9 protein-coding genes are annotated in these 13,999 nt (G+C 73.4%); 7 read left to right on the plus strand and 2 right to left on the minus strand.

Features of this window, described 5'->3' with window-relative positions:
* The first annotated feature begins 32 nt into the window (after positions 1 to 32).
* The 3 genes from QM782_RS13945 to QM782_RS13955 all read left to right on the plus strand — a co-directional run bounded on the left by QM782_RS13945 (position 33) and on the right by QM782_RS13955 (position 1,484).
* Complete coding sequence (locus QM782_RS13945) at positions 33 to 398, plus strand: hypothetical protein (protein WP_415203501.1); 366 nt, start codon at positions 33 to 35, stop codon at positions 396 to 398.
* 75 nt (positions 399 to 473) lie between these two features.
* Entirely contained in the window at positions 474 to 1,271 is a 798-nt protein-coding gene (locus tag QM782_RS13950) for a DUF2189 domain-containing protein (protein WP_415203502.1), read from the plus strand.
* A gap of 6 nt (positions 1,272 to 1,277) precedes the next feature.
* The gene (locus QM782_RS13955; RefSeq protein ID WP_415203503.1) at positions 1,278 to 1,484 is read left to right on the plus strand and encodes a DUF2788 domain-containing protein; all 207 of its coding nucleotides are present in this window, start codon (positions 1,278 to 1,280) and stop codon (positions 1,482 to 1,484) included.
* A gap of 110 nt (positions 1,485 to 1,594) precedes the next feature.
* Here QM782_RS13955 and QM782_RS13960 read toward each other — a convergent pair whose 3' ends face one another.
* Positions 1,595 to 2,848 carry an FAD-dependent monooxygenase gene (locus QM782_RS13960; protein WP_415203504.1) on the minus strand — a complete coding sequence of 418 codons (1,254 nt, stop codon included), beginning with the start codon at positions 2,846 to 2,848 and terminating at the stop codon, positions 1,595 to 1,597.
* 113 nt (positions 2,849 to 2,961) lie between these two features.
* Between QM782_RS13960 and QM782_RS13965 the strand changes: the two genes are divergently transcribed.
* From QM782_RS13965 to QM782_RS13980, 4 genes are read left to right on the plus strand one after another with little or no spacing between them, the layout of a single operon-like run.
* A complete protein-coding gene (locus QM782_RS13965) occupies positions 2,962 to 4,425 on the plus strand; it encodes an efflux RND transporter periplasmic adaptor subunit (RefSeq protein ID WP_415203505.1) in 1,464 nt (487 codons plus the stop codon).
* 18 nt (positions 4,426 to 4,443) lie between these two features.
* Entirely contained in the window at positions 4,444 to 7,572 is a 3,129-nt protein-coding gene (locus tag QM782_RS13970; protein ID WP_415203506.1) for an efflux RND transporter permease subunit, read from the plus strand.
* Positions 7,569 to 10,823: an efflux RND transporter permease subunit gene (locus QM782_RS13975; RefSeq protein ID WP_415203507.1), complete on the plus strand. Its 3,255-nt coding sequence runs from the start codon at positions 7,569 to 7,571 to the stop codon at positions 10,821 to 10,823. The genes QM782_RS13970 and QM782_RS13975 overlap by 4 nt, the downstream gene beginning before the upstream one ends.
* Positions 10,820 to 12,265 carry an efflux transporter outer membrane subunit gene (locus QM782_RS13980; RefSeq protein ID WP_415203508.1) on the plus strand — a complete coding sequence of 482 codons (1,446 nt, stop codon included), beginning with the start codon at positions 10,820 to 10,822 and terminating at the stop codon, positions 12,263 to 12,265. The genes QM782_RS13975 and QM782_RS13980 overlap by 4 nt, the downstream gene beginning before the upstream one ends.
* Here the strand turns inward: QM782_RS13980 and QM782_RS13985 are convergent, their stop codons facing one another.
* Complete coding sequence (locus tag QM782_RS13985) at positions 12,266 to 13,924, minus strand: hypothetical protein (RefSeq protein ID WP_415203509.1); 1,659 nt, start codon at positions 13,922 to 13,924, stop codon at positions 12,266 to 12,268.
* Positions 13,925 to 13,999 lie beyond the last annotated feature (75 nt).

Below are 13,999 nucleotides of genomic sequence, written 5' to 3' on the forward strand. Positions count from 1 at the left end.
CGGCTGCTTGCCTGGAAAGGAGTACTGGGTCCGTGGGTGATTTCGTTGCGGGCCTGGTGCGCCTGATGCTGCAGCTGGCCCTGCTGGCCGCGGGGCTGGCGGTGGCGGCCGGCCTGGTGCTGGTCGCCTGCGTGCTGGCCGTGGTGTTCGGCCTGCGGCTGCTGTGGGCCCGGCTCACGGGGCGGCCGGTCGTCGTGCGCTTCGGCGGCATGGGCGTGGACCCGGCCGCCAGCTGGCGCCGCTACCGCGACTGGCAGCAGCAGGCCACCCGGCCGCGCGGCGCCGCCGCGGCGCGGGCCGAGCGCGCCGAGGGCGCGCCCTCGCCGTACAGCCCGCCCGGCGCCATCACCCAGGACGTCGAGGACGTCGAGGCCAAGGCGCCGCGCCGCTCCTCCTGACATCCGACCGCCCGCGCCTGATCCTGGCTTGACCCAGGTCAACAAGCGCCGCGCCCTGCGGTGCGAGCATGGCGCATGCCCAACAGAACGGCCACGCGCGCGCTGAACGAGAGCCGCCGATTCGTCGTGCGCACGATCACGCCGGGCCAGCCCTTGCGCTGGCTGGTGCGCGGCTGGGCCGACCTGTGGCGCGCGCCCGTGCCGGGCCTGCTGCACGGCTTGGTCGTCGCGCTGTTCGGCGCCGTGCTGCTGCTGCTGGCCCGCGACCGCTTCTGGCTGCTGGCCGGCGCCTTCTCCGGCTTCCTGCTGGTCGCGCCGCTGGCGGCCACCGGCCTGTACGCGATCAGCCGGGCGCTGGCGCGCGGCGAGCCGGCCACGCTGGCCACCGCGCTGCGCGCCTGGTATCCGGACGACGGGCGGCTGGTCCTGTTCGGCGTGCTGCTGGCCTTCGCCGGCACTGGGTGGGTCGTCACCTCGGCCGGCCTGGTGACCGGCTTCGCCCCGGCACCGGTGACCCGGCCCGAGGATTTCCTGCGCCAGGTGGTGCTGGCCGACACCGGCTGGCTGTTCGAGGGCTGGGTGGTGCTGGGCGCGCTGCTGGCCGCGCCGGTGTTCGCCTCCAGCGTGGTCGCGATCCCGCTGCTGCTGGACCGGCGCATCGGCATCCTGGCCGCGGTGCTGACGAGCTGGCGCGCCGTCATGGAAAACCCGCTGCCGATGGCCCTGTGGGCGATGCTGCTGATGGGGCTGACCCTGGTGGCCATGGTGCCGGCGCTGCTGGGCCTGGTGCTGGCCGTGCCCTGGCTGGCGCACGCCAGCTGGCATGCCTACGTCGACCTGGTGGCGCCGCCGGCCGGCACCGAACGGGGCTGAGCACCGATGTTCGGCTACACCGAAGCCCAGATCGCCTGGTTCGGCATGACGTTCGGCGTCGGCGCGTTCATGCTGTACATGCTGTTCATCATCCTGCAGCTGGCGCGCGAGTCCAAGGCCGGGCGCTTCGGCACCTTCGTGCTGCTGCTGGGGCTGGGCCTGGGCATGCTGGGCTTCGCCGCCAAGGGCCTGATCAAGTTTTTCCTGAACTGAGCAGCGGTGACCGCATGCCTCGCGCCCACGCGCGAGGTCCCCGATGCGCGTCCACCCGCATTGCCGCCGCCGTGGCTGGGGCATCGCCTTTCGGGCCGGGCACGGTCGGTTCATTCACGGCTTCTGACCGCGGCCGGGCGCGGCGGCCGCCAGCCGTACAGCCAGGGCATGTCCAGCAGGCCTTCGCCGAGCACGGCCATGGCCAGGTCGCGGCCTAGGCGCAGCGGGCCGGCGGCGTGGTAGATGCGGCCGTTGCGCAGCGCGCGCGCCTGCACGCTGGCGTTGCGCTGCCAGCGCTCCCCGGCGTAGTGCGCCAGCGCGGCCGGCACGTCGGGGCCTGCCGGGCCGACCTGCCGTAGCGCATGGGCCAGTGCTTCCGCATCCTCGATCGCCATGCCGGCGCCCTGGGCCAGGTAGGGGCGCATCGGGTGGGCCGCGTCGCCCAGCAGCGCCACGCGGCCCCGGGCCTGTTGCGCGGCGCGCGTCATCGGCGGCCGGTCGCACATGACCCACAGGCGCCAGGCGCCGACGGCCTGCAGCAGCGCCGCCAGTGGCGCGCAGGCGCCGGCGAAGGCGGCGCGCAGCTCGGCCGCGTTGGCGCCGTGGTCCCAGTCCGCCAGCGCATCGGGCGAGGGCGTGTGCATGCCGGGCAGCCGGCCGTGCACGAAGCCCACCACGTTCAGCAGGGCGCCGCCGCGCACCGGGTAGCAGACCAGGTGCTGGCGCGGCCCCAGCCAGGCCGTGACTTCGTCGCTGCGCAGCTCCGGCGGCAGTTCGGCCTGGGCCGCCAGCGCCCGGTAGGCCAGGTGCCCGGTCAGGCGCGGCGGGCCGTCGTGCAGCAGCTGCTGGCGCAGGCGGCTCCACAGGCCGTCGGCGCCGAGCAGCGCGTCGCCCTCGGCGGCGGGCAGCGCGCGGCCGGCGGCGTCGCGCAGCTGCAGCTGCACGGCGTCGGCGCCGGCGGCAAAGCCCTCGGCCGCCTGCCCCAGCTGCAGCGCGACGTTCGGGCAGGCCTGCACGGCGGCGTGCAGCAGCTGCAGCAGGTCGGCACGATGGATCGTGGCGTAGGGCGCACCGTAGCGGCCGGCCATGCCGGCCAGGCCCAGCTCGCCCAGCGTGCGGCCGCTGGCGACGTCGCGCACGCGCAGCCGCGCCGGAAACGCGGCCACGGCCCGCAGCGCCTCGCCTAGCCCCCAGCCCTGCAGCAGGCGCACCACGTTCGGCCCGATCTGGATGCCGGCGCCGACCTCGCTGAACGCCGCCGCGCGTTCGTACAGCCGCACGTCCCAGCCCTGGCGCGCGCAGGCCAGCGCGGCGGCCATGCCGCCGATGCCGCCGCCGGCGACCAGCAGGGTGCGTGTCGTCATGCGGCCGATTCTGCCGCGCGGCCATGGCTTTACGGAGCGTTCACGAAAGCGCCGGCATGGCCGCTACGATGCGGCGCTCTACTACGCGCCCGCTTCCCTGCGCCTGCCTGTCCATGGACCGACCCACGCCCGGCACGCCCGTGCCCGCCGCACCGAACCCGATACCGCCTCCGCAGCCGCCGGCGCGCCGCCGCTGGCCGGGCGTGCTCCTCACGCTGCTGCTGCTCGGCGCCCTGGTCGGCGGCAGCATCTACCTGGCCAGGCGGCCGCCGGCGGAGGGGCCGCACGCCGGCTTCATGCCGGGGGCGCCCGGCGGACCGCCGCCCGGTGGCGCCGGCTTCGGCCTGGTCACCGTGGGCCATGCGACGGTGGTGCGGGCCCGCATCCCGATCACGCTGGACGCGCTGGGCACGGTCACGCCGCTGGCCACGGTCACGCTGAAGGCGCAGGTCGGCGGCGTGCTGACCGAGGTGCTGTTCACCGAGGGCCAGATGGTCCGGCAGGGCCAACTGCTGGCCCGCATCGACCCGCGCCCCTACGAGCAGGCGCTGATGCAGGCGCGCGGCGTGCGCACGCGCGACGAGGCGCAACTGGCCGCCGCGCGCGTGACGCTGGCGCGCTACCGCACGCTGCTGGGCCAGGACTCCATCGCCCGGCAGGACGTGGACACCCAGGCCGCGCTGGTGCAGCAGCTCGAGGGCTCGGTGCTGGCCGACCAGGCGTCCGAGGCCGCGGCGCGGGTGAACCTGGAGTTCACCCGCATCACCGCGCCGCTCAGCGGGCGCATCGGCCTGCGCCTGGTGGACCAGGGCAATACGGTGTCGGCCGGTTCCACGACCGGCATCGCGGTCATCACCCAGATCAACCCGATCGACGTGCAGTTCGCCGTGCCGCAGGACCGCATCCCGGAGATCCAGGCCGAGGTCGCGGCCGGCCGCAAGCTGGTGGCCGAGGCCCTGCAGCGCACCCGCAGCGAGGTGCTGGACAGAGGCGTGTTCTCCACGCTGGACAACGTGGTGGACACCACCACCGGCACGGTCAAGGCCAAGGCCCGCTTCCCGAACGGCGACGGCCGGCTGTTCCCCAGCCAGTTCGTGAACCTGCGGTTGACGCTGCGCACGCAGGACGCGCTGGTGGTGCCGGTGACGGCGGTGCGCAGCGGGCCGGAGGGGCCCTACGTCTACGTGATCGACGCGCAGCGCAAGGTGTCCATGCGGGCGGTCAAGCGCGGGGTGTCCACGGTCGAGCAGGTGGTGATCACCGAGGGCCTGCAGGCCGGCGAGCTGGTGGTGACCGAGGGCGGCGACCGGCTCAGCGAGGGCTCGCAGGTGCAATTGCAGGGCGAGCGCCAGGCCGATGCGCCGCGGCCGGCCGCGTCCGCCGGGGCCGTGGCCCTGCCGACGGCCGAGCAGCGCCGGCGCATGCTGGACGCGGCCAAGGGCGATCCCGAGCAGTTGGCGCGCCGCAAGCAGTTCCTCGACGCGCTGGACAAGGGCGACCCGCAGGCGCTGGAACGCTGGCAGCACCTGCAGCAGCGCCGCCGCGAGGGCGGCGGCGGCCCGGGCCGGCCCGGCTGAGCGCCGGCGGTTGCCGACATGAGCCCGTCGCGTCCCTTCATCGAGCGCCCGGTCGCCACCGGCCTGCTGATGCTGGCCATCGTGCTGGCCGGCCTGGTCGGCCTGCGCCTGCTGCCGCTGGCCGCGCTGCCGCAGGTGGACTACCCCACCATCCAGGTGCAGACCCTGTACCCCGGCGCCAGCCCGGAAGTCATGAGCCGCACCGTCACCGCGCCGCTGGAGCGCCAGCTCGGCCAGATGGCCGGGCTGAACCGCATGTCCTCGGTCAGCGCCGCGGGCGTGTCCATCGTCACGCTGCAGTTCGACCTGGACCAGACGCTGGACGTGGCCGAGCAGCAGGTGCAGGCCGCGATCAACGCCGGCAGCTCGCTGCTGCCGGCCGACCTGCCGGCGCCGCCGGTCTATGCCAAGGTCAACCCGGCCGACGCGCCGATCCTGACGCTGGCGGTCAGCAGCGACACCATGCCGCTGACCGAGGTGCAGAACCTGGTGAACACGCGGCTGGCGCAGAAGATGAGCCAGGTCAGCGGCGTCGGCCTGGTCACGCTGGCCGGCGGCCAGCGGCCGGCCGTGCGCATCCAGGCCGACACCCGGGCGCTGGCGGCCATGGGCATCGGCATCGACACGCTGCGCAGCGCGATCGCCGCGGCCAACGCCAACGGCGCCAAGGGCAGCTTCGACGGGCCGACGCGCGCCTACACCATCAACGCCAACGACCAGCTCGACACCGCGGCCGACTACCGCGAGCTGGTCGTGGCCTGGAAGAACGGCGCGCCGGTGCGCATGCGCGACGTGGCGCGCGTGGTCGACGGGGCGGAGAACGCGCAGCTCGGCGCCTGGGCGGCCCTCAAGGCGGAGGGCGAGACCGTGCTGCACCCGGCCGTGATCCTCAACGTGCAGCGCCAGCCGGGCGCCAACGTGATCGCCACCGTGGACGCGCTCAAGCGCGAGCTGCCCGAGCTGCAGGCCTCGCTGCCCGGCGCGCTGCGGGTGCAGGTGCTGTCCGACCGCACCACCGGCATCCGCGCCTCGGTCGAGCACGTGCAGATCGAGCTGGCGCTGGCCGTGGTGCTGGTGGTGCTGGTGATCTTCTTCTTCCTGCACAGCCTGCGCGCCACCGTGATCGCCAGCATCGCGGTGCCGATCTCGCTGGTCGGCACCTGCGGGCTGATGGTGCTGCTCGGCTATTCGCTGAACAACCTGACGCTGATGGCGCTGACGATTGCCACCGGCTTCGTGGTGGACGACGCGATCGTGATGATCGAGAACATCGCCCGCTACCTGGAGCAGGGCGACAAGCCCTTCGCCGCCGCGCTCAAGGGCGCCACGCAGATCGGCTTCACCATCATCTCGCTGACGGTGTCGCTGGTGGCGGTGCTGATCCCGCTGCTGTTCATGCAGGACGTGGTGGGCCGGCTGTTCCGCGAGTTCGCGGTGACGCTGGCCATCACCATCCTGATCTCGGCCGTGGTCTCGCTGACGCTGGTGCCGATGATGTCGGCGCGCTGGCTGCGCACGGAGGCGCAGGCCGGCGGGCGCTTCGGCCAGGCCGTGCAGCGCTTCTTCGACCGCGTCGTCGCGCGCTACGACATGGCCCTGCAGTGGGTGCTGCGCTACCAGCCGCTGACGCTGCTGGTCGCCGTGGCCACGCTGGCGCTGACCACGGTGCTGTACGTCGCGATCCCCAAGGGCCTATTCCCGACGCAGGACACCGGCCAGCTCCAGGCCCGCGTGCAGGCCTCGCAGGACGTCTCGTACGCGCGCATGGCCGAGCTGCTGCAGGCCACCGCGCGCGCCGTGCTGGACGACCCGCAGGTGCAGAGCGTGAGCGCCGTGGCCGGCGTGGACGCGGCCAACAACACCATGCTGAACACCGGCAGCCTGCTGATCAACCTGCGCGCCGACCGCGGCGACCAGCAGGCCACCATGCAGCGCCTGCGCGAGCGCGTGCAGCACGCGGTGGCCGGCGTGGCGCTGTACCTGCAGCCCACGCAGGACCTGACCATCGACGCGGAGACCGGGCCCACCGAATACCGCCTGTCGCTCGAAGGCGTGGACACCCAGGCCGTGGACGACTGGGCGCGCCGGCTGGTCGAGCAGCTGCGCACGCCCGCGCTGCAGGCCAGCGTGCGCAACGCCACCACCGACGCCGGCGCCCGGGGCCTGGCGGCCTACGTGGACATCGACCGCGCCAGCGCCGCGCGGCTGTCGGTCACCGCCAGCGCGGTGGACGACGCGCTGTACAGCGCCTTCGGCCAGCGCATCGTGTCGACCATCTTCACCGAGACCAACCAGTACCGCGTGATCCTGGAGGCGCAGCGCGAGGGGCTGGAATCGGTGCAGGGCCTGTCCACGCTGCAGCTGAAGACCGGCAGCGGCGGCACCACGCCGCTGGCCTCGTTCGCGACCGTGCGCGAGCAGCCGGCGCCGCTGCAGGTCACGCGCGTGGCGCAGTACCCGGCCGCCACCGTGGGCTTCGACACCGCGCCCGGCGTGGCGCTGGGCGCGTCGGTGGCCGCCATCCGCGCCGCGGCGGCGCAGATCGGCCTGCCGGCCGGCATCACGCTGCGCTTCCTGGGCGCGGCCGGCACCTACGAGAAGTCGCTCACCAGCCAGCTGTGGCTGATCTTGGCGGCCGTGGTCTGCGTCTACATCGTGCTGGGCGTGCTGTACGAGAGCTACGTGCACCCGCTGACCATCCTGTCCACGCTGCCCTCGGCCGGCGTGGGCGCGCTGCTGGCGCTGATGCTGACCGGCAACGACCTGGGGGTGATCGGCATCATCGGCATCATCCTGTTGATCGGCATCGTCAAGAAGAACGCGATCATGATGATCGACTTCGCGATCGACGCCGAGCGCCGGCAGGGCCGCCCGCCGCAGGAGGCGATCCACCAGGCGGCGCTGCTGCGCTTCCGCCCGATCCTGATGACCACGCTGGCCGCGCTGTTCGCCGCCGTGCCGCTGATGTTCGGCTGGGGCGAGGGCTCCGAGCTGCGCCGGCCGCTGGGCCTGGCCATCTTCGGTGGGCTGGTGGTGTCGCAGCTGCTGACGCTGTTCACCACGCCGGTGATCTACCTGGCGTTCGACCGGCTGGGCCGGCGCTTCGGCCGGCGGCCGGGCCGGCCGGACGGGGAGGCCCGGGCGTGAACCTCTCGCGCCCCTTCGTGCAGCGCCCGGTCGCCACCGTGCTGCTGACCATCGGCGTGGCGCTGGCCGGCATCATGGCCTTCTTCGTGCTGCCGGTCTCGCCGCTGCCGCAGGTGGACTTCCCGGTGATCTCGGTGTCGGCGAGCCTGTCCGGCGCCAGCCCCTCGACCATGGCCTCCAGCGTGGCCACGCCGCTGGAGCGCCGGCTCGGCGTGATCCCGGGCGTGAACGAGCTCACCTCCACCAGCTCCACCGGCGCCACGCGCGTCACGCTGCAGTTCGACCTGGACCGCGACATCGACGCCGCCGCGCGCGAGGTGCAGGCCGCGATCAACGCCGCCCGCGTGGACCTGCCGTCCACGCTGCGCCGGAACCCGACCTACCGCAAGGCCAACCCGACGGCCGCGCCGGTGATCATCCTGGCGCTGACGTCGAAGACGCGCACGCCGGGCGAGATCTACGACGCGGTCGCCAGCATCGTCAGCCAGCGCCTGTCGCAGGTGGACGGCGTGGGCGACGTGGAGATCGGCGGCGCCTCGCTGCCGGCGGTGCGGGTGGAGCTGCAGCCCTACGCGCTGAACCGCATGGGCATCAGCACCGAGGACGTGCGCGCCGCGATCCAGGCCAACAACGCCAACCGGCCCAAGGGTGCGATCGAGAGCGCCGACCGCCGGCTGCAGGTCTACACGCCGGCGCCGGGCCTGCGCGCGGCCGACTACCGCGACCTGGTGATCGCCTGGCGCAACGACGCGCCGGTGAAGCTCTCGGACGTGGCCAGCGTGCGCGACGGCGTGGAGAACACGCGCACCGTGGGCCTGTTCAACGGCGAGCCGGCGGTGATCGTGCTGGTCACGCAGGAGCCGGGCGCCAACATCATCGAGACCGTGGACGGCGTGCGCACGCTGCTGCCCGCGCTGCGCGCCCAGCTGCCGCAGGACATCGAGGTGCAGGTCGCCTCCGACCGCACCAACTCCATCCGCGCCTCGCTGCGCGAGGTGGAGGTCACGCTGATGGTGTCGGTGGCGCTGGTGGTGTTCGTGGTCGGCGTGTTCCTGCGCCGCGCGCGCGCCACCGTGATTCCGGCCGTGGCCACCGTGGTCTCGCTGCTCGGCACCTTCGGCGTGATGCACCTGCTGGGCTTCTCGCTGAACAACCTGTCGCTGATGGCGCTGACGGTGGCCACCGGCTTCGTGGTGGACGACGCCATCGTGGTGCTGGAGAACACCCAGCGCCACATCGAGGCCGGCATGGACCGCGTGGCCGCGGCGCTGCAGGGCGCGCGCGAGGTCGGCTTCACGGTGCTGTCGATCAGCCTGTCGCTGGTGGCGGTGTTCATCCCGCTGCTGTTCATGGGCGGGCAGGCCGGGCGGCTGTTCAACCAGTTCGCGGTCACGCTGTCGGCCGCGGTGCTGATCTCGCTGGTGGTCTCGCTGACCACCACGCCGATGCTGTGCGCGCTGCTGCTGCGCGCCGAGAGCCACTACCGCGGCCGCCCCGGCAGCCGCATCGGCGGCGCGCTCGCGCGCTGGGGCGAGCGCGGCTGGCAGCGCGTGCTGCACACCTACGCCCGCAGCCTGGACTGGGCGCTGGCCAGCAAGCCGCTGGTGGTCCTGTCGCTGCTGGTCGTGGTGGGCCTGAACGCCTGGCTGTTCACGCAGATCCCCAAGGGCTACTTCCCGCAGCAGGACAACGGCCAGCTCAACGGCGGCATCCGGGCCGACCAGAGCATTTCCTCCTCCGCGCTGGCCGGCAAGCTCAAGCAGGCGGCCGACATCATTCGCGCCGACCCGGCGGTGGACACCGTGGTGGCCTTCAGCGGCGGCTCGCGCGCCGGCGGCGGCTTCATGTTCGTGAACCTCAAGCCCTACGGCAGCGAGCGCCGCGAGAAGACGCAGGCGGTGATCGCCCGGCTGCGGCCGCAGCTGAACCAGCTGGCCGGCCTGCGCGTGTTCCTGGGCCCGGTGCAGGACCTGCGCATGGGCGGGCGCCAGAGCAACTCCACCTACCAGTACACCCTCAAGAGCGACTCGCTGGCCGAGCTGCGCGCCTGGTCGAAGAAGCTCGCCGACCGCATGGCCGAGCTGCCGCAGCTGACCGACGTGGACGGCGAGTCCTCCGACAACGGCGTGGAGACCTACGTGCAGGTGGACCGCGACGCCGCCGCGCGGCTGGGCGTGAACACCTCGGCGCTGAACGGCGCGCTGTACGACGCCTTCGGCCAGCGCTCGGTGGCCACCATCTACAACGACCTGAACCAGTATTCGGTGATCATGGAATGGGCGCCGGCCTTCCAGCGCTCGCCCATCGCGCTGGCCGACCTGTACGTGCCGTCCACGCTGAACACCGCGACCAGCGCCGCCACCGGGCAGACGGTGGTCAGCTCCCTGCAGGCGGATACCGACAGCAGCACCGGCACCTCCACCGTCACGTCCGCCAACCCGGGCGTGCGCGGCGCCTCCACCGGGCAGGCGCTGGCCACGCGCAGCACCGTGCTGGTGCCGCTGTCGTCGTTCGCGCAGCTGGCCGAGCGGGCCGTGCCCAGCTCCATCAGCCACGACGACACCGAGCTGTCCAGCACCATCTCGTTCGGCCTGGCCGAGGGCGTGACGCTGGCCGAGGCGCAGCGCCTGGTGCGCCAGGCCGAGAACGACATCGCCATGCCCGTGACCCGCGTGCGCGGCAGCTTCGCCGGCACGGCGCGCGCGGCGCAGGAGACCGGCGGCCAGCAGGCCGTGCTGATCGCCGCCGCGATCGTGGTGATCTACATCGTGCTGGGCGTGCTGTACGAGAGCCTGGTCCATCCGGTCACCGTGCTGAGCACGCTGCCCTCGGCCGGCGTGGGCGCGGTGCTGGCGCTGCTGCTGTTCCGCATGGACCTGACCATCATCGCGCTGATCGGGCTGTTCCTGCTGATCGGCATCGTCAAGAAGAACGCGATCATGATCATCGACTTCGCGCTGGAGGCCCAGCGCGCGCGCGGCCTGTCCGCCGCCGAGGCGGTGCGCGAGGCCAGCCTGCTGCGCTTCCGTCCCATCCTGATGACCACGCTGGCCGCCGGGCTGGGCGCGCTGCCGCTGGCCATCGGCTTCGGCCAGGGCTCCGAGCTGCGCCAGCCGCTCGGCGTGGCCATCATCGGCGGCCTGATCGCCAGCCAACTGCTGACGCTGCTGACCGTGCCCGTGGTCTACGTGCTGCTGGACAAGCTGCGCCACCGCGCGCCCAACGAACGCCTGCTCGCGAGATCGGCATGACATCCCTGCGCCCCGTTTCTCTGCGTCCCACTTCCCCGCGCCTCGCTTTCCTCGCGCCGCTGCTGCTGGCCCTGCTGGCCGCCGGCTGCGCCATCGGCCCGCGCTACGTGCGGCCCGACACCGCCGCCGGCGCCGCCGTCGCGTTCAAGGAGACGCCGGCCGCCGACGGCTGGGTGCCGGCCCGGCCCGGCGACGCGCTGGACCGCGGCGATTGGTGGCTGCGCTTCGGCGATCCGCTGCTGGACGAGCTGGCCGCGCGCGTGCAGGTGTCCAACCAGACCATCGCCGCCGCCGTGGCCGCGCAGGCGCAGGCCGAGGCGCTGGTGCGCGAGCAGCAGGCCGGCCTGCTGCCCAGCGTGTCGCTGGACGGCAGCGCGCGCCGCAGCGGCGCGCTGCGCGGCGGCGGCGCCGGCAGTACCTACGCCGCCACGCTGGGCGCCGACTGGTCGCCCGACCTGTGGGGCCGGCTGCGCCTGGCCGTCGAAAGCGCGCAGGCGGACGCCCAGGCCAGCGCGGCCGACCTGGCCTCGGCCCGGCTGTCGGCCATCGGCACGCTGGCCACCAGCTACCTGTCGCTGCGCGAGGCCGATGCCGAGATCGTGCTGCTGGACGAGACGATCGCCGGCTACGAGCGCGCGCTCGCGATCACGCGCAACCGCTACGACGCCGGCATCGCGGCGCAGAGCGACGTGCTGCAGGCGCAGACGCAGTTGGTCAACGCGCAGGCCGAGCGGGTGGGGCTGCGGCGCGCGCGCGCCGCCTACGAGCATGCGGTCGCGGTGCTGGTGGGCGCCGTGCCGGCCGAGTTCTCGCTCGCGCCGGCTGCCTGGCGCCCGACCGTGCCGGCGGTGCCGGCCGGCGTACCCTCGCTGCTGCTGCAGCGGCGGCCCGACATCGCGGCGGCCGAGCGCGCCGTGGCGGCGGCCAACGCGCAGATCGGCATCGCGCGCGCGGCGCACTACCCCAGCATCGGCCTGTCGGCGTCGCTGGGCAGCAGCACCAGCCGCGTCGGCGAGCTGTTCAACGCCTCCAGCATGCTGTGGGCGCTGGGCCTGTCGGTGGCGCAGACGGTGTTCGACGGCGGCGCGATCGACGCCAGGACCGACGCGGCCCGCGCGGCGCACGCGGCCAGCGTGGCCCGCTACCGGCAGACGGTGCTGGCGGCCTTCCAGGACGTGGAGGACCAGCTCGCCGCCGTGGCCGCGCTGGCCGAGCAGGAGGGCCTGCGCCGCGCCGCCTCGCAGGCGGCCGACCGGACCGAGCAGCAGATGCTCAACCGCTACCGCGCCGGGCAGGTCAGCTACAGCGAGGTGGTCAGCGCCCAGGCGTCGGCGCTGTCCGCGCGGCGCACCCTGGCGCAGGTGCAGCTGTCGCGCCAAACGGCCGCGGTGGCGCTGATCCAGGCGCTGGGCGGCGGCTGGGAGGCGGACTGGCTGCGCTGATCAGTCGCCGCTGCGCCGCCACACGGCCGCGAACGCCAGGCATTTCTGCCAGGCGGTGGCGCGCTCGTCGGAGAGCACGTCGAGAAAGTCCGACAGCCGCTTGGACTTGACCATGGTGTAGACGGTCAGCACGGTCGTCAGCACGAAGGTGACGGCGAAGATGGCGAGCCGGCGCGTCATCGGGGCGTCGGCCTCGGCCAGCAGGTTCATGCCCAGGAAGCCGGTGGTCACAGTGCCGACCAGGCCGAAGATCGTGACCACGGTCAGCCGCACGACGGTGTTGGCCTGGCGGCGCAGGCTGTCGCTCTCCAGGTAGTGGCTCATGTCGGCGATGCGCTCCTTGACCTCGCTGTACAGCGGGTCCAGCTCCAGGTGGCGCGCGCACATGTGCCACAGGCCGCGCACCAGCGCCTGCTCGGAGATCTCGTGGAACCAGTAGCGGTGGGTGAAGCGCAGAAAGCTCTCGAAGCTGGCGCGGATCGCGCGCTTGAAGGTGCGCACGCTGTCGGCGTCGTTCACGTCGAGCCGGCGCAGCGCCTCGACCAGCTTGTCCGAGACCATCAGCAGCGCGGCCTTCTGGAAGTGCGCGATCAGGAACAGCATGAAGTGCTGGTGGCGGAACTGCGCCAGCACGCCACGGTCGCGGCAGGCGAACAGCTGCGAATCCGCCTGGCCCACGACGATCAGCGAATGCCCGCTGCACAGGTAGCGCGTCCACGGCGCGGCGCCGCCGGGGCCCCAGAAGCGGTCGTAGCAGAAGCGCTGCTCGAAGTCGGCCAGGTGGCCGTCCGCGTACGGCAGCGCCTGCGGGCCGCCCGAGCCGGTGACCAGGCCCAGCCGCGCGAAGTCCGCGCGCGTGAGCGCCTGCGGTTCGTCCAGCGCCAGGTAGGCCATGACCGGCATGCGGTAGTACTCGATCTGGCGGAAGCGCAGCGCGCCGGGCTGGCCGGAATGGTCGCCCACCAGCGGCTCCAGCATGGCGGCCCAGTGCGTGGCGATGCGCGGGGCGCGGTGCTCGGCGACGTGGGCCAGGAAGTTGTCGCGCTGGTGCGCGTCCGAGCGCGCGAGCACGCGGCCCTCGGCATCCAGCCATTCGGCGTCGGCCAGGCAGTGCTGGGCGCGGCCTTCGGCGTCCCAGCCCGGCGGATAGCCGCGGCCGAAGCGGTACAGCAGTTCCTGCGCATGCGGCAGCGACAGGTCGTCGGCCGAGACCTCCAGGTTGAACAGCACCAGGTCGACGTCGAGGAAGAAGTACAGGTCGGCGTGGACGATCTGCATCGTGACCGGCGCGTCGCCGGGCCGCGCCGTCAACCGCACGGCGGCGATGTCGTGGCGGCGGAACACCCGCATCGGCGAGGCGGCCGCGCGCTCGTCGGGCCCCGCGCTGCCGGCGCCGCGGCCCTCGCCGTAGAGGAAGCGCTGCACGTAGGGCAGGAAGGTGACGAACTCGTTGTAGTGCCGCTCGTGGAAGCGGCTGGTGTCGCCGGTGTATTCGTCGACGACTTCCTGCCAGCGCGGGTCGGCGGCCAGCAGTTCCCAGGGCCGTGCCTGCGCTGCGGCGCCGGCCGGCAGCGGCATCAGGCGCAGCGGCCAGAGCAGGATCTGCCGCAGGTGGCGGACGTGGGGCGGGACGGCATGGTCGTGGTCCGAAGGCGTCATGGGGCGGCGGCGGTGCGGCGGATGGCGGCAGTGTAGAGGCGCGCCAGCGCCGCCGCCCGCTGCCCTTGCCGGCCC

The organism is Pseudorhodoferax sp. (assembly GCF_047601025.1).
GTDB lineage: Bacteria > Pseudomonadota > Gammaproteobacteria > Burkholderiales > Burkholderiaceae_C > Pseudorhodoferax.